Genomic DNA, 21237 nt, shown 5'->3' on the forward strand with positions numbered 1-21237 from the left:
GTCGATGCGGTTCAAGAGCCGGTGGATCCGGTCCGGGCCTGTGTGACCTGCCTGTTCGGCCAGCGTCCAGCCGTTCTTCCGTTCCAGCGGGGCTATCAGCCCCCTCATATAGGCCAGTGCCGACTCCCGCGGCTCGGACCTGGCGAACCGGTGCATAAACCGCTCGTGCAACTCCGCCAGACCACTTGACCACCGGCTCGCATCAGACAGCACCACATCCCACCCCATGCCCACCTCAACGAGCCCGCTGCCCACCCGTCACGGCAAAGACCGTTGCAGTACTAGTGGAGGGCTCTGGCGTGACCCCGCTCGGGCTGTCCGGCGGACGCCGTGACGCGCGCTGCCGGGTCATGTGCGAGGTGGACCGGACAAAAGATCCAAATGAGGTGAGCCTCGCCTTGCTTCGCTTCCGGGGGCAGGGCGGGAGGTAAGTTCTCGAAGCAGGTCGTGGAGAGTGTTGCAATAGAGGGCGGCGCGCACCGACTGTAGGAGTGCGCCAGGCGCACACCGTCCCGTCCGAAGGAGCCCCCGTGGAGTACGCCCCCCGAGCCGCACGGCCGGCCCAGGCGGCCGCCGTCGCGGCCCCCGGGCTGCCGCCCGGCCACGACGAGCTCGTCCGGGGTGCCCATCCGCATGCCGAGCGGCACCAGGAGGCCGAGCCCCTCCGGGACGCCGCCCCGGGCCGTGCCGAGGCGCTGCCCCGGCCGCGCCGGATGCCCGAACGGCACTCGGTGCGCGACCAGGTCCTGCGCGCGCTGCGCGGCGCCCTGGTGACCGGCGAGCTGCGGCCCGGCGCCGTGTACTCGGCCCCGGCGCTCGCCGAGCGCTTCGGGGTCTCGGCCACACCCGTCCGCGAGGCCATGCAGTTGCTCGCCCGCGAGGGCGCCGTCGAGGCCCTGCCGAACAAGGGCTTCCGGGTCTTCGAGCGCAGCCGCCGGGACCGCGCGGAACTCGCCGAAGTGCGCGCGCTGCTGGAGGTGCCCGTCGTCCTGCGGCTGGCGCGCACCGTGCCGTCCTCCCGCTGGGAGCAGTTGCGGCCGCTGGTCGAGGCCACCGTGGCCGCCGCCGCCCTCGGGGACCGCGCGGCCTACGCCGAGGCCGACCGCGCCTTCCACCGCGCGCTCCTGGAGGTCTCCGGCAACCGGCAACTCGTCGCGGTCGCCGAGGAGTTGCACCGCCGCGCCCAATGGCCGGTCGCCGAGGACCACGCCCGCGCCGGCGGCACACCGCGCTGCATCCGGGCCGAACTCGTCGCCGACGCCGGTGAGCACGCCGCGCTCCTGGAGGCCCTCGTCAGCGGTGACCTCCCCGTGGTCGAGGCCCTGGCCCGCGGCCACTACGGCGACTGAGGGTCCGTCCCGCACGATGCGGGTGGCGCATGAAAGGGAAACCCGTCACGGGTGCCCGGCGAATGTGGGGAACCTGTCAGGAACCGTTCCTGTTCCCGTGGTCCCGCGCGGGAATTGTTCGCTCGCCGAAAACGACGCGATAGAATTCACGCGCCCGTGGCCGGTCCCGGATTCGGTACCGGGGAATGCGGGACCGACCCCGTGTCTTGCTGCACATTGCGGGCGTATACGGTTCGTGCATGACTCATGGAAATGTCCGGCCGTTGCCCGGGCGTGTGCGGCGACGACGGAATGCACTGCTCGGTGCGGCATTTGGCGCGCTCGTGCTCGGCACTGCCGTGACCGGGTGCGCGAGCGGCGGCAGCGCGGCGGCGCACGGGGGAACGCCTTCCTCCGGGCCCGGCGCGATCGCATCGCCGCTCAGCGCACCTCTGTCCCCGAGCCCGTCGGCGAACACGGCAAACGCAGCGGACGCCTGGGCGAAATGGGGGCTGAAACCGCTGGCGCCGGCCCCGGAGCCGCCGGCCGTCAAGCCGGTCGAACTCACCGCCCACGGCCCGGTCCCCGTGATATCGAAGGTGCCGACCAAGAAGAAGATTGTCTTCATAACGATCGACGACGGCCAGGAGAAGAGCCCCGACTTCGTCCGGATGCTCGAGGACCTGAAGGTCCCCGTCACCATGTTCCTGACGAATGACGCCATCAAAAGCGACTACGGGTATTTCGCGCGACTCCAGGCGCTGGGAAACCATGTGCAGAACCACACGCTGCACCACCCGGACATGACGCGGCTGTCGCCCGCCCGGCAGCGCGCCGAGATATGCGGGAACCAGGAAGTCCTCACCCAGCGGTACGGCGCGGCCCCCCTCCTCTTCCGCCCGCCGTACGGCGCCGGAGCCTACGCGGACTCCCTCGGCGCGGCGGTGCGCCAGTGCGGTCCGCGGGCGATCGTGCTGTGGCGCGAGTCCATGCAGATCAAGCAGATCCAGTACCAGACCGCGGACAAGCGGCTGCGCCCCGGGGACATCATCCTCGCGCACTTCCGCGGACCCGCGGAGCTCAAGGGCGTCACGATGACGCACATGTTCGCCAACATGCTCCGCCACATCCGTGAACAGGGTTTCACCGTGGCCCGCCTGGAGGACTACATCCAGGCGCCGCCCGCCGCGCAGTGAGCCCCCGCCCCGGCGCGCGGCCCTGAACCGCGGTCGCCCGTAAGCGTGTCGGCGCCTCTCGCGAGGCGCCCGCGCCTACGCGACCGCCTCGCCGTCCAGGCTCTCCGCCAGCCACACGGGTACGCCGCCGAGCAGCCGGAACAGCCGTGCGGCCTCGGCGCGCAGCCGGGCCGCCTCCGGCTCGGGCTCCACGGTCGCCAGCGCGGCCAGGGCCGGGGCGGTCCCGACGAGGTACCCGGTCTCCACCCGCAGCCGCAGCGACTCCGCGAAACCCTGCCGGGCCGCGGCGCGATCGCCGTCGCGGGCGGCGAGTCCGGCCAGCCGGCCGAGAATGTGGGAGGTGAGCAGCGGATCGCCGTGCGCCTCGGCCCCGGCCTGCGCCCGCAGGTAGGAGGCCCTGGCCGCCGTGGCGTCGTCGCCCAGCCGCTCCGCCACCAGGCCCCGCCGGAAGTCCAGCAGCGGCCGTCCGGGCGCACCGGGCTCCAGCAGCGCGGCACTGCGCATCAGGGCCGCCCGTGCCTCGTCCGCGCGGTCCCGCGGCCCGAAGAGCGTCACGAGGTAGGCGAGGTTCCCCCGTTCGCAGGAGGCCTCGCCGCGCTCGTTGTCGGTACGGGCCAGGGCCTCCGCCGTGCGCAGCGCGTCCTCGGCCTCCGCCCAGCCGTCCAGGGTGAACAGGCACCGCTCGATCAGCAGTGCCGCCCGCCGCGTGGCGGCCTCCGGACGCTCGGCGGCGTACGGCGCCAGCAGCGCCGCGGCCTCCGTCCAGCAGCCCCGCCCGCGCAGCCGCGCCACGTCGGGTGGCGCGCCACCGCCCTCGGCCGGTCCCACCTCTGCGTCCGACATGGCGGTGTCCGCCACTTGCCCTCCCGAAGCGCGTCATCGAGCCCGTTGGGCGAAGTCCAGCACGGCACGGGGTGCCGCGCCAAGAGGGCGGACACGCATCGATCACGGCGCCCTCCGCCCCGCGCGCTTCCCGCGCCCCGCGAGGACCGGGGCGCGAGCCCCCGCCGGCAGCGGCCGAAATGTTCCGCGTACCTCGGCCGACCGGCGGCGGAGCCGGCTTCACCACCTCGCGGGCCGGCTCCCGGGCCCGCCGGGGCAGCGCGACGGCTACCGGCTGCGGGTGATCGACTTGTGCTCGACGTAGCCGGTCAGGCCGACCTTGCCGTACTCGCGCCCCACCCCGCTCGCCTTGTAGCCGCCGAACGGGCCGTCGAAGCTCATCGGCGAGCCGTTGACGGTGACCGTGCCGGTGCGCAGCCGGCGGGCGACGGACAGCGCCCGCTCCGGGTCCGCCGACCAGACGCCGCCGGACAGGCCGTACTCGGAGTCGTTGGCGATGCGGACCGCGTCGTCCTCGTCCTCGTAGGCGATGACGGCCAGGACCGGGCCGAAGATCTCCTCCTGGGCGATGCGCATGGAGTTGTCGACGTCGGCGAACACGGTCGGGGTGACGTAGTTGCCCTTCTCCAGGCCCTCGGGGACCTGCGGGCCGCCGGTGACCAGGCGGGCGCCCTCCTCGATGCCGAGGGTGATGTAGTCGATGACACGCTGCTGCTGGTCGCGGCGGATCATCGGGCCGATGAACGTGTCGGGGGCGGACGGGTCGCCGACCTTCAGCGACTCCACCATCTCCTTCACCGCCGCGACGACCTCCTCGTACCGGCTGCGCGGCGCGAGGATGCGGGTCTGCAGGATGCAGGCCTCGCCGTTGTTGGCCATGGAACCGAACCGCAGGCCCTGCGTCACGGCCGGCAGGTCCGCGTCCTCCAGCACGAGCGCGGCGGACTTGCCGCCCAGCTCCAGGCCGACGCGCTTGAGGTGCTCACCGGCGATCGAGGCGATACGCCGCCCGGCGCGCGTCGAACCGGTGAAGGAGATCTTGTCCACACCGGGGTGCGAGACGAGGTACTCACTGGTCTCGCGGTCCGCGGGCAGGACGCTGAGCACGCCCTCGGGAAGACCCGCCTCGTGCCACAGCTGTGCCAGCAGCATCATGCTCAGCGAGTTCTCCGGGGAGACCTTCAGCACCACGGTGTTGCCCGCCAGCAGGGCCGGCACGAGCTTGGCGGTGGCGGCGGAGAACGGGGAGTTCCACGGGATGACGGCAGCGACCACGCCGATCGCCTCGCGCCGCACGATGGTGTCGAAGGCCACCGAGGGATCGGACGGCTCGACGACCTCCTCCCAGCCGAACTCCTCGGCCGCCTTGAGGTACGCGCCGACCTGGCGGGTCAGGAACGGCTGGCCGGCCTTGGTGAACCAGCCCGCGGAGCCGTTCTCGACGGAGATCGCCGCGGCGACCTCGTCGGCACGTGCCGCGCGCAGCGCGTCGTAGCGCCGGACGATCTCCTGCCGCTCCTCGGGCGCGGTGCGCGGCCACGGCCCGTGGTCGAAGGCCTCGCGGGCCGCGGCGACGGCCGCGTCCACGTCGGCGGGCGCGGCCTGCGCCACGCTGCCCAGCAGGGACTGGTCGTGCGGGGAGAGGATGTCGAGCAGCAGGTCCGGGTCGCTGGGGGCGACCCAGGAGCCGCCGATGTAGAGCTTGTCGTGGACAGTCATGTCGTGCGGGTTCCTTCGTACGGGACGGGCAGAGGGGGAGAGGGGACCGGCCGGGCCGGTCAGGCGGTGGGGAAGTCCGTGGATTGGCTGACCTCGGCCCACGCGCGGGCCTCGGCGAGCCGGCCCTCCTCCGAGCGGATGGCGATGCCCAGGGCGTCACCGCCGAGCAGGAGCCGGCGCGGGGGCTCCTCGGCGTCCACCGCGCCGATGATCGCGCGGGCCATGCGGTCCGGGTCGCCGGGCTCGTTGCCGGCGTACTCGGCGAACCGGGCCAGCCACGCGCCCACCGTGGGCGCGTAGTCGGGAGTGACCGGGCCGGACGGCTCCGCCGCGCCCGCGGCCCAGCCGGTGCGGATGCCGCCCGGCTCGACGATGGTGACCTTCACCCCGAACGGCGCCACCTCGTTGGCGAGCACCTCGGAGAAGCCCTCCACGGCGAACTTGGCCGTCTGGTAGGCGCTGAGGCCCGGCGTGCCCCCGACGCGCCCGCCGATGGAGGAGATCTGGACCACGTGCCCGGACCTCTGACGGCGCATCACCGGCAGCACCGCCCGGGTCACATGGACGACGCCGTAGAGGTTGGCCTCGACCTGGGCGCGGAACTCGTCCTCAGGGAAGTCCTCGATCGAGCCGGTGGTGGCGTAACCGGCGTTGTTGACCAGCACGTCGACCGAACCGAACCGTTCCACCGCCCTCGCCACCACGTCCCTGGACTGCGACGCGGAGGTGACGTCCAGCGCCACCGCCTCCAGCCGCTCCGGGTACCGGGCCCGCAGGGAATCCAGCGCCCCGGGGGTGCGTGAGGTCACCACCACCCGGTCGCCCGCGTCCAGCGCCGCGAGGGCCAGGGCCATGCCCAGCCCCTGCGAGCCTCCGGTGATCAGCCATGTGCGTGACATGCGCGTGCCTCGTTTCGTCGGTCCATCGGTCTATCGGTCCATCGATGCGCGCCTCTCCTGGCGGCAACTCCAACGTAGAGGGTTTTCCGTGAAACGCAACATCAATGTTGCATCTAATCGACGTGTTGCATCTCACGGCGAGTGTTTGATGGCGCAAGTGATGCCGGACGGTAGAATCGGCGGACCATGAGAGCCGACGCCGCACGCAATCTGACCGCCGTCCTCCAGGCCGGCGCCCGCCTCCTGGCCGAGGACCCGGGCACCTCCATGGCGGCCATCGCCGCCGCCGCTGGAGTCGACCGCACGACGGTCCACCGCCGCTTCGCGAACCGGGAGGCTCTGCTCAGCGCCGTCTTCCAGGCCAAGCTCGACTCCTCGGGACGCGTTCTGGACGAGGCGCGCCTGACCGAGGCCCCGGTCCAGGTGGCCCTGCACCGCTACCTCGAAGGGATCATCCCGGTCAGCCGGGAATGGCCCGTCGACACCCGGCGGATGATGCAGAAGGACCCCGAGGCCAGCGCCCGTCGCGACGAGCAGAGCGCCCGCCTCGACGCCTTCGTCCAGCGCATCGTCGACGAGGGCTTCCTGCGGCCGGACACCGACCCCGCGTGGGCGCGGGCGGTCCTCAGCGGGCTCGTCGACTCCGTCGCGCACCGGTTCCCCGATGTGGACCCCCCGCGGGCTGCCGACCTCGTCGCCGCGACGTTCCTGACCGGCCTCGGCGCGGGCTGACGCCCGGCCGGCAGCGGTCAGCTCATCCGCAGGGCCAGGAAGAAGTCGACCTTGTCCTCCAGCCGGGACAGGTCACGGCCCGTCAGCTGCTCGATGCGACCGATGCGGTAGCGCAGGGTGTTGACGTGCAGGTGCAGCCGGTTCGCGCAGCGCGTCCAGGAGCCGTCGCACTCCAGGAACGCCCCCAGCGTGGGGATGAGGTCCGCGCGGTGCCGCTGGTCGTAGTCCCGCAGCGGGTCCAGCAGGCGGGCGGTGAAGGCGCGGCGGACGTCGTCGGGGACGAAGGGCAGCAGGAGGACGTGGGAGGCGAGTTCCTCGTGGCCCGCGACGCACACCCGGCCCGGGCGGGCGGCGGCGACGCGGCGGGCGTGGCGGGCCTCCTCCAGGGCGCCGCGCAGCCCGTCGGCGGAGTGGACGGCGGCGCTGACGCCTATGGTGAGGCGGCCGTCGCCGTCGAGGCCGTGGGTCAGGGGGGCGCGGAGCATGCCGAGCAGCCGCTGGGCGGAGAGCTCGGGTGCGGGGCCGTCGGTGTCGACCGAGGAGAGCGGGACGAGGGCCAGCGCCTCGTCGCCGGCGTGGGCGACGGCGATGCGGTCGGCCGGGTCCGAGCCGACGGCGGCCGGATCGACCAGGGCCTCCTCCAGCAGCGCCTGCGCCGCGGGACCCGAGGGCACGCCGCCGCCCGCCCAGTCGACGCGGGCGACCACGACCTGCCAGTGCGGGGCCGCGCCGAGCCCCGGGGCGAGGACGGGCGCGGCGACCCGCAGACGCGCGGCGATCTCGGACGGGGGCGCGCCGGCCTGGACCAGGTCCATGACCTCCGCGGCCAGCCGCCGCCGCACCGTGCGGGAGGCGTCGCGGCGCTCGCGTTCGACGGCGATGAGCTGGGTGACGCCGTGGAGCAGGTCGAGCCGTTCGGCGGGCCACTCGCCGGCGTCGGCGTCGACGGCCAGGAACCAGTCGGACAGCAAGGTGGCCCGGACGTCCGCCGCCGGGTCCCCGCTGCGGATCGGGAAGAGGGAGTAGGGGCGGCCCGCCGCGTACGCGCGGTGCGGTGAGGGCCGCCCGGTCCGGGACGCGGCGAGGTGCTCGCCGGCCAGTTCGGCGCGGACCTGCGCGGGCAGGGGGTGGTCGGAGCCGGCGATGCGGCGCCCGGTCGTGGACAGCACCCACGCGCGCAGGTCCAGGTCGCTGCCGAGCAGGTCCAGGACGGCGTCCGGGCCGCCGCCCGCCGGGCCCGACGCCATCAGGCGGCGGTGCCGCTCGACGACGGCCGCCAGGTCGCCCGCGCGCTCGGTGGAGACCTGCCGTACGACGTGCTCGGTGATGGAGGCGAAGGAGACGTCCTCGTCCACCGCGAAGAGCGGCAGGCGGTGCCGGGCGCAGGCCAGCACCAGGTCGTCGGGGACGGAGCCGAGTTCGGCCTCGCCGGCCGCCAGCCCGGCGACCCCGGCCGCGGTGAGGATGCGGACGAAGCGCTCGGAGTCGGCGGGCTCCCGCCGCCACGCCAGACCGGTCAGGACGAGCTCGCCACCGGTCAGGTAGCGGCTGGGGTCCTTCAGGTCGGTGGTCATCACCCCGCGGACGGTGCGGTCGAGCTCCTCCTCGCCGCCGAGCAGCCGCAGCCCGAGGGCATCGGTGTCCAGGAGTGCGCGCAGCCGCATCGTCGTCGCCTCGTCTCGTACGCCTCCGGTCGAGGCGGTACCAGGGTGGCGCCTGATGCATTGCGTCGGTGTTGCCACCGCGATGCCGACAGGTTTCCGGTCCGCGATTTTCGGAGGAATCTACAAGGCAAGCCTACCGACCAGCCAAGTGCTTCAGGTGTTCGGTGACTGCACCCGGACGGGTGCATGGAAGTGTACTGAGTCACATCGCGTGAACAGGACATGAACGAGCCATTCCGATTCCCGACGAGAAGAGAGCGCCGCATGGACTTCCTGCGTCCCGCGAGCTGGGAGGAGGTGCTCGCCGCGAAGGCGGAGCATCCCTCGGCCGTGCCCATCGCGGGTGGTACCGACGTGATGGTCGAGATCAACTTCGACCACCGGCGTCCCGATGTCCTGCTCGACCTGAACCGCGTCGCAGAACTCCACGAGTGGGAGGTGGGGGAGCGGACCGTGCGGCTGGGCGCCTGCGTCCCCTACACCCGGATCATGGAGCACCTGCGGCGGCAGCTGCCGGGCCTCGCCCTGGCCGCGCACACCGTGGGCTCCCCCCAGATCCGCAACCGCGGCAGCGTCGGCGGCAACCTCGGCGCGGCCTCCCCGGCGGGCGACGCGCACCCGGCGCTGCTGGCCGCCGGCGCCGAGGTGGAGGCCGTCTCGGTGCGCGGCACCCGCATGATCCCGGTCGAGGAGTTCTACACCGGCGTCAAGCGGAACGCGCTCGCCCCGGACGAGCTGATCCGCGCCGTCCACATCGCGAACGCCGACGGCCCCCAGCAGTTCTCCAAGGTCGGCACCCGCAACGCGATGGTCATCGCGGTCTGCGCCTTCGGCCTGGCCCTGCACCCGGACACCCGCACGGTCCGCACCGGGATCGGGTCGGCGGCGCCCACCCCGGTCCGCGCCGTCGTCGCGGAGGAGTTCTTGAACGCGGCCCTGGAGGAGGGCGGGTTCTGGGACAACGGCCGGATCGTCCCCCCGGCCGTGGCCCGGCAGTTCGCGGAGCTGGTCGCCGCCTGCGCCAGCCCCATCGACGACGTGCGCGGCACCGCCGCCTACCGCCGGCACGCGCTGACCGTCATGGCCCGCCGCACCCTCGGCTGGACATGGCAGGAGTACCGCGGCGGCGCCCGCGGTGGGACGGGGGGCACCCGATGCGCGTGACCTTCACCGTCAACGGACGCCGCCAGGAGGCCGACGACGTCTGGGAGGGCGAGAGCCTGCTCTACGTCCTGCGCGAGCGGATGGGCCTGCCCGGCTCGAAGAACGCCTGCGAGCAGGGCGAGTGCGGCTCGTGCACGGTGCGCCTGGACGGTGTCCTCGTGTGCGCCTGCCTGGTCGCTGCCGGACAGGCGCAGGACCGGGACGTGGTGACCGTCGAGGGCCTGGCGCGGTACGCCGAGGAGCGCGACGCCCCCGCGGCGCACAACGCCCCCGGCGGCACCGGCCTGGACGCCGCCCGGCAGTGGCAGGCCCGCCCCGGTGACCCGGCCACCGCCCTGTCGCCCGTCCAGCAGGCGTTCCTCGACGCAGGCGCCGTGCAGTGCGGCTTCTGCACCCCCGGACTGCTGGTCGCCGCCGACGAACTCCTGGAGCACAACCCCCGGCCCACCGACGCCGACATCCGCGAGGCACTGTCGGGCAACCTGTGCCGCTGCACCGGCTACGAGAAGATCCTCGACGCGGTCCGCCTCGCGGCCGCCCGCACCGGGGCGGAGGGCTGACCGCGATGGGCGTGACCCGTACCCCGACGCCGACCACCCAGGGCAGCGAGACCAGGGGCGGCATCGGCGAGTCCACGCTGCGCCCCGACGGACTCCTCAAGACCACCGGCGAGTTCGCCTACGCCTCCGACCTGTGGCACGAGGACATGCTGTGGGGGCACACGCTCCGCAGTCCGCACGCGCACGCCGAGATCGTCGCGATCGACATCTCCGCGGCCCTCGCCCAGCCGGGCGTGTACGCGGTCCTCACCCACGAGGACCTGCCGACCGGGGTGCGGCACTACGGCCTGGAGCTCCAGGACACCCCCGTCCTGGCCCACGGCCGCGTCCGTCACCACGGCGAGCCGGTTGCCATCGTGGCCGCCGACCACCCGGAGACGGCACGCCGCGCCGCCGCGAAGATCCGGGTCGAGTACCGTCCGCTGCCCGTCGTGGTGGACGAGGCCACGGCGACCGCGCCGGACGCGCCGCTCCTGCACGAGGGCCGCACCGACCACTACATCGGCCATGTCCCGCACCCCAACATCGTGCACCGGCAGCCGGTCGTCCGCGGCGACGCCGAGGCGGCGGCCCGGCGCGCCGACGTCGTCGTCACGGGCGACTACGAGGTCGGGATGCAGGACCAGGCGTTCCTCGGCCCGGAGTCGGGACTCGCCGTCCCCGCCGAGGACGGCGGTGTGGACCTCTACATCGCCACCCAGTGGCTGCACGCGGACCTGCGTCAGATCGCCCCCGTCCTCGGACTGCCGGAGGACAAGGTCCGTATGACGCTCTCCGGCGTGGGCGGCGCCTTCGGCGGGCGCGAGGACCTGTCGATGCAGATCCACGCCTGCCTGCTGGCGCTGCGCACCGGCAAGGCCGTGAAGATGGTCTACAACCGCTTCGAGTCCTTCTTCGGCCATGTCCACCGCCACCCGGCGAAGCTCCACTACGAGCACGGTGCCACCCGCGACGGCCGGCTCACCCATGTGAAGTGCCGGATCGTGCTGGACGGCGGCGCCTACGCCTCCTCCTCGCCCGCCGTCGTCGGCAACGCCGCGTCGCTCGGGGTGGGCCCGTACGTCGTCGGCGACGTGGACGTCGAGGCGATCGCGCTCTACACCAACAACCCGCCGTGCGGGGCCATGCGCGGCTTCGGCGCGGTCCAGGCGTGCTTCGCCTACGAGGCGCAGATGGACAAGCTGGCCGCCGCGCTCGGCATGGACCCGGTGGAGTTCCGGCAGCTCAACGCCATGTCGCAGGGCTCGGTCATGCCCACCGGCCAGGTCGTGGACTCCCCGGCGCCGGTCGCCGAACTCCTGCGCCGGGTCAAGGCGATGCCGATGCCGCCGGAGGCCCAGTGGGAGAGCGCCGGAGGCGCGGTCGACGTGCGCGCCCTGCCGGGCGGCCTGTCCAACACCACCCATGGCGAGGGCGTCGTACGCGGCGTCGGCTACGCGGTCGGCATCAAGAACGTCGGCTTCTCCGAGGGCTTCGACGACTACTCCACCGCCCGGGTCCGCCTGGAGGTGGTCGCCGGCGAGCCCGTCGCGACCGTGCACACCGCGATGGCCGAGGTCGGCCAGGGCGGGATCACCGTGCACGCGCAGATCGCCCGCACCGAGCTCGGCGTCACCCAGGTCACCATCGACCCCGCCGACACGCGGGTCGGTTCGGCCGGTTCCACCTCGGCGTCCCGGCAGACGTACGTCACCGGCGGCGCGGTGCGGCACGCCTGCGAGGCGGTGCGCGAACGCGCCCTGGAGATGGGCCGGGCCAGGTTCGGCAGCGGGCACCCGGCGTGGGCGACGGCCGAACTGCTCCTGGAGGGCGGCAAGGTGGTCACCGACGGCGGGGAGGTGCTGGCCCCGCTCGCCGAGGTCCTCGGCGACGAGGTGATCGACATCGAACGGGAGTGGCGGCACCGCCCGACCGAGCCCTTCGACCTGCGGACCGGCCAGGGCTTCGGCCACGTCCAGTACTCCTTCGCCGCGCACCGCGCGGTCGTCGAGGTCGACACCGAACTCGGGCTGGTGAAGGTCGTCGAACTCGCCTGCGCCCAGGACGTCGGCAAGGCGATGAACCCGCTGGCGGTCGTCGGCCAGATCCAGGGCGGCACCACCCAGGGGCTGGGGCTGGCCGTCATGGAGGAGATCGTCGTCTCCGACGGGGCGAAGGTCAGGAACCCGTCCTTCACCGACTACCTGATCCCCACCATCCTCGACACACCGCCGATCCCTGTCGACGTGCTCGAACTCGCCGACCACCACGCCCCGTACGGGCTGCGCGGCGCGGGCGAGGCGCCCACCCTGTCCTCCACACCGGCGGTCGTCGCCGCCATCCGCGCGGCGACCGGGCTGCCCCTGGAACGCGTACCGGTACGACCCGAGCACCTCACGGGTACCTGACGGAGCGTCAAGGAGCGCCATTCATGCTGGACATCGCCGGTGAACTGCACCGCTGGGCCGGGCAGGACAGGCCGTTCGCGGTCGCGACCGTCGTCGCGGTCGGCGGCAGCGCGCCCCGGCAGCCCGGGGCGGCCCTGGCCGTCGACGCCGGGGGGACCGCCGTCGGCAGTGTGTCCGGCGGGTGCGTCGAAGGCGCCGTCTACGAGGTGTGCCGGGAGGTGCTGGAGTCCGGAGAGCCCGTGCTCCAGCACTTCGGCCACGCGGACGACGACGCCTTTGCCGTCGGGCTGACCTGCGGCGGCACCATCGACGTCTTCGTCCAGCGGATCGACCCCCGCGCCGAGCCGCACTACGCCGCGGCGCTGGCCGGCGCGGTCGCCGGGGACGCCGTCGCCGTGGCCAGGGTCGTCCGCGGCCCGGCCGCACTGCTGGGCCGGGGCCTGCTGGTGCGGCCCGGCGGAGCGTACGAGGGCACGCTCGGCGACCCGCGCCTGGACCGTACGGCGGCCGCCGAGGCCCGCGCGCTGCTGGCGGCGGGACGCACCGCGACCGCGCACATCGGCGCGGACGGCAGCCGCTGCGGCGAGCCGGTCACGCTGCTCGTCGAGGCCGGGGTGCCGCCGCCGCGCATGCTGGTGTTCGGCGCGGTGGACTTCGCCGCCGCCCTCGTACGGGCCGGCCGGTTCCTCGGGTACACCGTGACGGTCTGCGACGCCCGCGCGGTCTTCGCGACCGCGCGCCGCTTCCCCGACGCCGACGAGGTGGTCGTCGACTGGCCGCACCGCTACCTGGAACGGACCCCGGTCGACGGCCGTACCGCGGTGTGCGTGCTCACCCACGACGACAGGTTCGACGTGCCGCTGCTGGAGCGCGCCCTGCGCATGCCGGTCGGGTACGTGGGCGCCATGGGGTCCCGGCGCACCCACGAACAGCGCCTGGAGCGGCTGCGCGCGACGGGCCTGGCGGAGGGGGAACTCGCCCGGCTGCACAGCCCCATAGGGCTCGACCTCGGCGCCCGCACCCCGGAGGAGACCGCGCTGTCCATCGCCGCCGAGATCGTCGCCCACCGGCGCGGCGGCTCCGGCGTCCCGCTCACCGGCGGGCACACCCCGATCCACCGCGACGAGCCCGCGCCCGCCGCACCGGCCGCGGGCGTCACCACTCCGGCGGCGTGACCCCCGCGAGCGCCTGCTCGGCCCAGATGACCTTGCCCGTGGCGGTGTAGCGGGTGCCCCAGCGCTCGGCGAACTGGGCGACGAGGAACAGGCCCCGGCCGCCCTCATCGGTGGTGGCCGCGTAGCGCAGGTGAGGGGCGGTACTGCCGGCGTCGGAGACCTCGCAGATGAGGGTCCGGTCCAGGATCAGCCGCACGTGGATGGGCTCGGCCCCGTAGCGGATGGCATTGGTGATCAGCTCGCTGAGCAGCAGTTCGGTGGTGAAGGACAGCTCCGCGAGCCCCCATTCGGCCAGCCGGCGGGACACCGCCGCCCGGACGCCGGAGACGGCCGCCGGGTCGCCCGGCACGTCCCACTCGGCGACGCGGCTGCCGTCCAGCACGCGGGTGCGGGCCACGAGCAGCGCGATGTCGTCGGCGGGGTCCGGCGGCAGCATCGCGTCGAGCACGTCCCCGCAGATCGCCTCGGGGTCCCGGCCCCGGCGCCCCGCCAGGACGCCGAGCAGTTGTTCCAGGCCCTCGTCGATGTCCCGTTCGCGGTCCTCGACGAGGCCGTCGGTGTACAGGACGAGGGTGCTGTCCTCGGGCAGCACGACCTCCACCGCGGAGAAGGGCATCCCGCCCAGGCCCAGCGGCGGTCCCTGGGGCAGTTCGAGGAAGTCCACCGCGCCGTCGGGCCCCACCAGGGCAGGCAGCAGATGGCCCGCCCGGGCCAGGGTGCACACCGCCGAGACGGGGTCGTAGACCGCGTAGAGGCAGGTGGCGCCGGAGACCGCGGTGCCGCCGGGGACACGTCCCGCGACCGCACTCGCGTCGTCGCCCTCATCTTCGCCGCCGTCCTCGCCGGTGTCCGGGAGCGCGTCGGGCCGGTCCATGCGGCCGACCAGTTCGTCCAGGTGGCTCAGCAGTTCGTCCGGCGGCAGGTCCAAGGCGGAGAAGTTGTGCACGGCCGTGCGCAGCCGCCCCATCGTGGCCGCCGCGTGCAGGCCGTGCCCGACCACGTCCCCCACGACCAGGGCGACACGGGCCCCCGGCAGCGGGAGCACGTCGAACCAGTCGCCGCCCACCCCCGCCTGCGCGGGCAGGTAGCGGTAGGCCGCGTCGATCGCGTTCAGCCGGGGCAGCTTCTGCGGCAGCAGGCTGCGCTGGAGGGTCTCGGCCATGGTGTGCTCGCGGGTGAACCGGCGGGCGTTGTCGATGCAGACCGCGGCGCGTGCCGCCAGCTCCTCGGCCAGTGACAGGTCGTCCTCCTCGAACGGCGGGCTCTCCTGCGATCGCCAGAAGTTGACCAGGCCGAGCAGGACGCCGCGCGCGCTCAGCGGCGCGCAGATCAGCGAGTGGATGCCGAAGGAGAGGACCTTGGCGTTGCGCTCCGGGTCCTGCCGCCGCCAGTCCGCGGAGTCCGCGAGACACGGCTCCAGCACCGCGCGGCCGGTCGTCAGCCCGGTGGCCTGGGGACTCGACGGCGGGACCACCACCGGGTGCCCCTCGGGGCCCAGCGGCGGGTCCGGGCGCACCCCGCTCACCGCCACCCGGCGCATCGTCACGGCCGGGCCGGGCCGCAGCGGCTCCTCGCCGTGCAGCACCGGTTCCGCCAGGTCCACGGTGACGTAGTCGGCGAAGCGCGGGACGGCGACCTCCGCGAGTTCCTCGGCGGTGCGCGTGATGTCCAGCGTGGTGCCGATCGCCACGCTCGCGTCGTACAGCAGCCGCAGCCGGGTCCTGGCCGTCTCGGCGCGGCCGGACAGGGCGCGCAGCTCGGTGGCGTCCCGCAGGGTGGCCACCGAGCCGGGCGGGCCGCCGTTGAGGTCGGTGGGCCGGTTGTTGAGCACCAGGAGGCGGTCGCCGGCGGGCAGCACCTCGTCCGTCACCGTGCGGCCCGAGGACAGCAGTTCGCGGGCACGCGTCTCCAGGCCGAGCTCGCCGACGGGCCGGCCCTCGGCGTCCGCGGGCAGCCGCAGCAGCCGCCGCGCCTCGTCGTTGGCGAGCTGGAGCCGCCCGTCCCCGTCGAGGATGAGGACGCCCTCGCGCACGGCGTGCAGCACCGCGTCGTGGTGCTCGTACATACGGGTCATCTCCAGCGGCCCGAGGCCGCCGGTCTGGCGCAGCAGCCGTCTGCCGATCAGCCAGGTGCCGCCCATGGCGAGCGCCATCGCCACGGCGGCGCTGCCCAGCAGGATGGGCAGTATCTGGTTGACCACGCCGCTGACCTTGGCGATGGTGATGCCCGCGGACACGATGCCGACGACCTTGCCCTGGGCGTCGAACACCGGCACGTTCGCCTGGATGAGCGGTCCGAGGGTGCCGGTGACGGTCTCCGTCACCACCTCGCCGTGCAGCGCGGGACCGATGTCGCCGACGAACTTCTCCCCGATGCGGTCCGGCACGGGGTGGGTGTAGCGGGTCCCCTCGGTGTCCGTCACGACGATGAAGTCCACGCCGGAGCGCTTGCGGGCCTCCTCCGCCCTCGGCTGGAGGACCGCCGAGGGGTCGGGCGAGGCCAGGGCCTGGGCGACCCCGGGGGCACTGGCGAAGGCGGCGGCCACGGCCACCGAGCGGTTGCCCACCTCCTGCCGGCTGTCGTGCTTCGCCTGGACCAGGAGTTCGACCACCGCGGCGGCGACCAGCAGGAGCACCACCACGACCTGCAGCAGGAAGACCTGGCCGGCGACGCTGCGTCCGGCCAGCAGAACACGCAGGCCCCGGGCCGGCGGTCTTCGCGAGGCCTGCTGGTCGTTGGGGCCCGCCATAGGGCTATGTCTACACGCACGGAACCGATGAGGCGACTGGTACGCGGGGGTACGGTCGGCGGCCGCGGCGGGTGCGCCGGACGAGTGCCCCGCGGCGTGCCCGGGCCGCGGTGCGACGCCAGCGCAAACAGGTGAATTGCTGATGTTTTCGGGCGGTCATACCGTGGATTCATGGCTATCGCAACCACGAGCCCTGTGACAGGTGAGGTCCTCAGGAGGTTCGATGAGCTGACCCCTGAGGAGCTCGAGGACAAGCTCGCCCGGGCGGCGGCAGCGGCCGCTTCGTACCGGCTGACGGGCGTCGAGGAGCGGGCGGAATGGCTGCACCACGCGGCCGACCGTCTGGAGAAGGAGGTCGAGAGCGTCAGCACGATGATCACCTCGGAGATGGGCAAGACCTTCCGCGCCGCGGAGGAGGAGGTGGTCAAGTGCGTGCACGGGCTGCGGTTCTACGCCACCGAGGGGCCCGCGTTCCTGCGGGACCTGGAGTCCGACGCCGGGCGCGTGGGCGCCGCGCGGACGTTCGTGACGTATCAGCCGATCGGCGTGGTGCTCGCCGTGATGCCGTGGAACCTTCCGTTGTGGCAGGCCATGCGGTTCGCCGCGCCCGCGCTGATGGCGGGCAACGTGGGTCTGCTCAAGCACGCCTCGAACGTGCCGCAGTGCGCCCTGTACCTGGAGGAGCTCTTCCACGACGCGGGCTTCCCCGACGACGTGTTCCAGACGCTGCTGATCTCCGCCGGCAGGGTGGAGCAGGTGCTGCGCGACCCGCGGGTGGCGGCGGCGACGCTGACGGGCAGCGAGCCCGCCGGGCGGTCGGTGGCCGGCATCGCCGGTGACGAGATCAAGAAGGTGGTCCTGGAACTCGGCGGCTCGGACCCGTTCATCGTCATGCCCTCCACGAACCTGGAGCGGGCGACCGATGTCGCGGTCAAGGCGCGGTGCCTCAACAACGGGCAGTCCTGCATCAACGGCAAGCGCTTCTTCGTGCACGAGGAGATCGGCGGCGCGTTCCTCGAGATGTTCGTGGCGAAGATGGGCGCGCTGGTGGTGGGCGACCCGATGGACGCGGCCACCGACGTCGGGCCGCTGGCCACGGAGTCCGGCCGGGGGGACGTGGAGTCGTACGTCGACGACGCCGTCGCCAAGGGCGCGACGGTCCTGCTCGGCGGCGAACGCCCGGACCGGCCCGGGTGGTTCTACCCGCCGACCGTGCTGACCGGCACCACGCCGGACATGCGGATGTACCACGAGGAGGTCTTCGGTCCCGTGGCGCAGGTGTGGACGGTGCCCTCCCTGGACGAGGCCCTGCGGGAGGCCAACGGGCACCCCTACGGCCTCGGGTCGAACCTGTGGAGCGAGGACGAGGCCGAACGCGAACTGTTCGTCCGCGACGTGCAGTCGGGCATGGCCTTCATCAACGGCAACACGACCAGTTACCCCGAGATCCCCTTCGGCGGCGTCAAGCGCAGCGGCTACGGCCGCGAGCTGTCCGACCTGGGCATGCGGGAGTTCATGAACGCCAAGACCGTCTGGATCGGGCAGCACGCCTGACCCCCCGGCCGCCGGACGCCAGTCGGCACGACAGGGCCCGCGCCGCCGGCGCGGCGCGCGGCCCGCCGAGCACAGGGAGGCACGGCGATGAGCGAAACGAACCGGACGGCCTCGTCCGGGCAGAGCGGACCCGTGGTCGCGGTGCTGGGCACGGGCACCATGGGGGAGGCCATGGCCCGCAACATCGCGGCGGCGGGGCTGGGACTGCGTGTCTGGAACCGCAACCGCGCCGTCGCCCAACCGCTGGCCGAAGTCGGCGCGACGGTGTGCGGCACACCGGCCGAGGCCTGCCGCGGCGCCGATGTCGTCCTGACGGCGCTCGCGAACGAGAAGGTCGTCGCCGACGTCATGGACCAGGCCCGCGACGGCCTGGCCGGCCGGCCCGTGTGGGTGCAGACCTGCACGGTCTCCCCGGACGGGGGCAGGCGCCTCGCGCAGCAGGCGGACCGGCTCGGCGTCCCGTACGTCGAGGCCCCGCTGCTCGGCACCAAGGAGCCGGCCGTGGCAGGCACCCTGACCGTCCTGGCGGCCTCCCCGCAGCGGGAGGCGCGGGAGCTGGTGCGGCCCGTGCTGGAGGCGGTGGGCTCGCGCACCGTCTGGCTCGACGAGGTGGGCCAGCCGAGCGGCCTCAAACTCGCCTACAACGCCTGGGTCCTGACCACCGTGGAGGGCATCGCCGAGTCCCTCACCCTGGCCGGCACCCTGGGCGTGGACCCGCACATGGTCATCGACGTCATCGACGGCAGCGGCCTCAACAGCCCGTACGTACAGACCAAGGGCCCGCGGATGCTCGACGACGACCTCGACACCCCGTCGTTCCCCCTCGAAGCGGCCGCCAAGGACGCCGGGCTGATCACCGACACCGCCCGCGCCGCGGGACTGCACCTGGGGATCGCCGAGGTCGTCAGCGAACGGCTGCACCTCGCGAGCGACGACGGGCTCGGCCGCGCGGACGTCGCCGCGACCTACCGGATGTCCCGCCACGCCGCGGTCTGACCGGACCGTCCTGCGAAGGAGGCGGGTGAGGAACGATGACCCGTGCCGGCATCGCCGCCGCGCGTATGAGCACGGCGCACTTGGCGGAGATCGTCCCCCAGGTGGACGACGCGCAGTGGGAACTGCCGTCGGCGTGCGAGGGGTGGCGCGTCATCGACGTGATGGCGCACCTCGCGGCGCTGGCCTCCGAGGCGGTGGACCCGCCGCCGCCCGATCCGTCACTGCCGCGGAACCGCGAGCGCTACCACGATCTGCGCGTCGACGAACGCCGCGGCCTGAGCCATGCCGACGTCCTCGCCGAGTGGCGGCTCAGCACCCCGCGGCAGCTCGACCTCCTGGAAGCGGCCCAGGAACCGCCCGCGGCGGGGGAGCCGGTCGAGGTGCCCGGCCTCGGGACGTATCCGCGGCATCTCCTGGCGAACACCATGGCGTTCAACGTCTTCTGCCATCTGCGCAACGACATGCTCGCCCCGGACGGTCCCCTGCCCTTCGCCCTCCCGGAGCCGACCGACGGCGAGGTGGCGCCCGCCGTGGAGTTCATGCTCGCCGGCCTGCCCCAGATGCAGGGCCCGGAACTGGCCGCGACGGTGACGCGGCCCCTCGTGCTCGACCTGACCGGGCCGGGGGCCACCACCGTCACCGTCCTGCCCGCCGACGGGCCGGACGGCAGGCTCACCCTGGCGCCGGGCGCCGATGCGCCCACCCGCGTCCGGAGCACGGCACTGGACTTCATCGCCTGGGCCACCACCCGCACACCCTGGCGCGACCACTGCCGCATCACGGGGGACGCGTCCGCCGCAACACCGTTCCTGGACCGCCTCGACATCATCTAGCGGTGCGTTGGAGGGAGCGGACGGCAGCCGAAGGCAGGGGCGCCCGCCGGGCGCCCCTGCCTCGTCAATGCGCGGTCAGCCGCGCAGAGGCGCCAGGGCGCTGCTCCAGGCGACGACCTCGTCGATGAGCGTCGACAGGGTGGCGGCCTGGTGCTCACCCGGGGCGAACTCGGAGAAGTTGACGAAGTCGGTGAAGAGCGACAGCGCGACCTGGGTGCGCACGTCGGCCATCTTCAGCTCACCGGCGATCAGGCGCAGGTGCTCGGCGGCGCGGGCGCCACCGACCGAGCCGTAGGAGACGATGCCGAGGGCCTTGTTGTTCCACTCGGCGAACAGGTAGTCGATCGCGTTCTTCAGCACACCGGAGGTGGAGTGGTTGTACTCCGGGGTGACGAAGATGAAGCCGTCGAAGCCGGCGATCTTCTCGGCCCACTCCTTGGTGTGGGCGTTCTGGTACTGGCCCATGGCCGGCGGCATGGGCTCGTCGAGGTGGGGGAGGGGGTAGTCCGCGAGGTCCACCAGCTCGAAGGTCGCGTCGCCGCCGTGGGTGCGGGCCTGCTCGACGACCCAGTGGGCCACCTTCTCGCCGTTGCGGCCGGGACGGGTGCTGCCGAGGATGATGCCGATCCTGGTCATGTCGGGAATTCCTGCTCTGTGCATGGGGAATTGATCTTGAAGCTTCAACTGAAGCGCCGCTCGAACTGTAACAGACGAACTTGAAGCTTCAAGCCTTTTGTTAACCTGGTCCTCATGACGAAGAATCCGGACACATCGGTGGGCGAGGTGACTGCGGCGGAGCCGCGCTGGCTGCGCGGTGACGAGCTGGCGACCTGGATGTCGATGGCCCGGGTGCTGACCCTGCTCCTGCCCGCGCTGGAACGGCGGCTGGAGCAGGACGCCGACCTGAACTGGATGGAGTACCACGTCCTGGCGAAGCTTTCCGAGCAGGACGGCCGCACGATGCGGATGAGTGAGCTGGCCGGCCTCGCGAGCGCTTCCCTCTCGCGCCTGTCCCATGTGGTCAAGCGCCTGGAGGGGCGGGGCTACATCCGTCGCGAGACCGATCCGTGCGACGGCCGGTACACCAATGCCACCCTCACCTGCGAGGGCTTCGGGAAACTGGTCGCGTCCGCCCCCGCGCACGTCGAGGCGGTCCGCGCTCTGATCTTCGACACCCTGGAGCCGGGTGAGGCCGTCCGCCTCAAGTCCGCCTTCGACCGTATCCACGCCGCCGTCGACGCGGCGGGAGGCGGCTGCTGACGCCGCCGGACGTGGAGAGGGGCGCCGCAGGTGGCTCGTGGCCGACCCGCGGCGCCCCCGGCGCTCCCTGACGGTTGGTCAGGAGTTCATGGCGGCGGACCGGCCGGCGCGCCGCGGTCGCCGTGACCGCGGCGGCGGGCCTTCCTTGCACGGCGAGCCGGGGCGCGGAGCTCCTGGG

General features: G+C 73.3%; 17 protein-coding genes and 2 pseudogenes. 11 read left to right on the plus strand and 8 right to left on the minus strand.

Annotated features, from left to right (window positions below):
* Positions 1 to 228 (minus strand): annotated as a pseudogene (locus tag ACIP64_RS31695) (IS701 family transposase); the annotation flags it as partial.
* 302 nt (positions 229 to 530) lie between these two features.
* Between ACIP64_RS31695 and ACIP64_RS31700 the strand changes: the two are divergent.
* The gene (locus ACIP64_RS31700; RefSeq protein WP_401593399.1) at positions 531 to 1349 is read left to right on the plus strand and encodes a GntR family transcriptional regulator; all 819 of its coding nucleotides are present in this window, start codon (positions 531 to 533) and stop codon (positions 1347 to 1349) included.
* A gap of 244 nt (positions 1350 to 1593) precedes the next feature.
* Here ACIP64_RS31700 and ACIP64_RS31705 read toward each other — a convergent pair whose 3' ends face one another.
* Complete coding sequence (locus ACIP64_RS31705; RefSeq protein ID WP_401593401.1) at positions 1594 to 1938, minus strand: hypothetical protein; 345 nt, start codon at positions 1936 to 1938, stop codon at positions 1594 to 1596.
* On the opposite strand from ACIP64_RS31705, the gene ACIP64_RS31710 reads away from it, so the two are divergent.
* A complete protein-coding gene (locus ACIP64_RS31710) occupies positions 1928 to 2524 on the plus strand; it encodes a polysaccharide deacetylase family protein (protein ID WP_401593403.1) in 597 nt (198 codons plus the stop codon). The genes ACIP64_RS31705 and ACIP64_RS31710 overlap by 11 nt on opposite strands.
* Positions 2525 to 2599: 75 nt before the next feature.
* On the opposite strand, the gene ACIP64_RS31715 is transcribed toward ACIP64_RS31710, so the two are convergent.
* The 3 genes from ACIP64_RS31715 to ACIP64_RS31725 all read right to left on the minus strand — a co-directional run bounded on the left by ACIP64_RS31715 (position 2600) and on the right by ACIP64_RS31725 (position 5985).
* Positions 2600 to 3382, minus strand: a complete 783-nt coding sequence (locus ACIP64_RS31715) for a hypothetical protein (protein WP_401593406.1) — start codon at positions 3380 to 3382, stop codon at positions 2600 to 2602.
* Between the two features lie 252 nt (positions 3383 to 3634).
* Positions 3635 to 5086, minus strand: coding sequence for an aldehyde dehydrogenase (locus tag ACIP64_RS31720; protein ID WP_401593408.1), 1452 nt, complete (start codon positions 5084 to 5086; stop codon positions 3635 to 3637).
* Between the two features lie 59 nt (positions 5087 to 5145).
* Complete coding sequence (locus ACIP64_RS31725) at positions 5146 to 5985, minus strand: oxidoreductase (RefSeq protein WP_401593411.1); 840 nt, start codon at positions 5983 to 5985, stop codon at positions 5146 to 5148.
* Between the two features lie 186 nt (positions 5986 to 6171).
* On the opposite strand from ACIP64_RS31725, the gene ACIP64_RS31730 reads away from it, so the two are divergent.
* A complete protein-coding gene (locus ACIP64_RS31730) occupies positions 6172 to 6717 on the plus strand; it encodes a TetR/AcrR family transcriptional regulator (RefSeq protein WP_401593413.1) in 546 nt (181 codons plus the stop codon).
* 17 nt (positions 6718 to 6734) lie between these two features.
* Here the strand turns inward: ACIP64_RS31730 and ACIP64_RS31735 are convergent, their stop codons facing one another.
* Complete coding sequence (locus ACIP64_RS31735) at positions 6735 to 8381, minus strand: PucR family transcriptional regulator (RefSeq protein ID WP_401593416.1); 1647 nt, start codon at positions 8379 to 8381, stop codon at positions 6735 to 6737.
* A gap of 264 nt (positions 8382 to 8645) precedes the next feature.
* On the opposite strand from ACIP64_RS31735, the gene ACIP64_RS31740 reads away from it, so the two are divergent.
* The 4 genes from ACIP64_RS31740 to ACIP64_RS31755 are packed head-to-tail and all read left to right on the plus strand — an operon-like array spanning position 8646 to position 13667.
* The gene (locus ACIP64_RS31740; RefSeq protein WP_401593418.1) at positions 8646 to 9545 is read left to right on the plus strand and encodes an FAD binding domain-containing protein; all 900 of its coding nucleotides are present in this window, start codon (positions 8646 to 8648) and stop codon (positions 9543 to 9545) included.
* Positions 9536 to 10105 carry a (2Fe-2S)-binding protein gene (locus tag ACIP64_RS31745; RefSeq protein ID WP_401593421.1) on the plus strand — a complete coding sequence of 190 codons (570 nt, stop codon included), beginning with the start codon at positions 9536 to 9538 and terminating at the stop codon, positions 10103 to 10105. The genes ACIP64_RS31740 and ACIP64_RS31745 overlap by 10 nt, the downstream gene beginning before the upstream one ends.
* Positions 10106 to 10110: 5 nt before the next feature.
* Positions 10111 to 12492 (plus strand): xanthine dehydrogenase subunit D, encoded by a 2382-nt coding sequence (gene pucD, locus ACIP64_RS31750; RefSeq protein WP_401593423.1) that lies wholly within the window; start codon positions 10111 to 10113, stop codon positions 12490 to 12492.
* Between the two features lie 23 nt (positions 12493 to 12515).
* A complete protein-coding gene (locus ACIP64_RS31755; protein WP_401593425.1) occupies positions 12516 to 13667 on the plus strand; it encodes an XdhC family protein in 1152 nt (383 codons plus the stop codon).
* Here ACIP64_RS31755 and ACIP64_RS31760 read toward each other — a convergent pair.
* On the minus strand, positions 13648 to 16416 hold the full coding sequence (locus tag ACIP64_RS31760; protein WP_401593428.1) for a SpoIIE family protein phosphatase: 2769 nt from the start codon (positions 16414 to 16416) through the stop codon (positions 13648 to 13650). The genes ACIP64_RS31755 and ACIP64_RS31760 overlap by 20 nt on opposite strands.
* 171 nt (positions 16417 to 16587) lie before the next feature.
* Here ACIP64_RS31760 and ACIP64_RS31765 point away from each other — a divergent pair, with 171 nt between their 5' ends.
* The 3 genes and pseudogenes from ACIP64_RS31765 to ACIP64_RS31775 all read left to right on the plus strand — a co-directional run bounded on the left by ACIP64_RS31765 (position 16588) and on the right by ACIP64_RS31775 (position 19799).
* Positions 16588 to 17970 (plus strand): NADP-dependent succinic semialdehyde dehydrogenase, encoded by a 1383-nt coding sequence (locus ACIP64_RS31765; RefSeq protein WP_401593430.1) that lies wholly within the window; start codon positions 16588 to 16590, stop codon positions 17968 to 17970.
* 75 nt (positions 17971 to 18045) lie between these two features.
* Positions 18046 to 18966: pseudogene (locus ACIP64_RS31770) on the plus strand (NAD(P)-dependent oxidoreductase); the annotation flags it as partial.
* 35 nt (positions 18967 to 19001) lie between these two features.
* Positions 19002 to 19799 carry a maleylpyruvate isomerase family mycothiol-dependent enzyme gene (locus ACIP64_RS31775; RefSeq protein ID WP_401593432.1) on the plus strand — a complete coding sequence of 266 codons (798 nt, stop codon included), beginning with the start codon at positions 19002 to 19004 and terminating at the stop codon, positions 19797 to 19799.
* 75 nt (positions 19800 to 19874) lie between these two features.
* On the opposite strand, the gene ACIP64_RS31780 is transcribed toward ACIP64_RS31775, so the two are convergent.
* A complete protein-coding gene (locus ACIP64_RS31780) occupies positions 19875 to 20435 on the minus strand; it encodes an NADPH-dependent FMN reductase (RefSeq protein ID WP_401593435.1) in 561 nt (186 codons plus the stop codon).
* Positions 20436 to 20549: 114 nt separating this feature from the next.
* Here ACIP64_RS31780 and ACIP64_RS31785 point away from each other — a divergent pair, with 114 nt between their 5' ends.
* Complete coding sequence (locus tag ACIP64_RS31785) at positions 20550 to 21059, plus strand: MarR family winged helix-turn-helix transcriptional regulator (protein WP_401593438.1); 510 nt, start codon at positions 20550 to 20552, stop codon at positions 21057 to 21059.
* Positions 21060 to 21237 lie beyond the last annotated feature (178 nt).

The sequence above is a fragment of the Streptomyces sp. NPDC088733 genome (assembly GCF_044751185.1).
Lineage (GTDB): Bacteria > Actinomycetota > Actinomycetes > Streptomycetales > Streptomycetaceae > Actinacidiphila.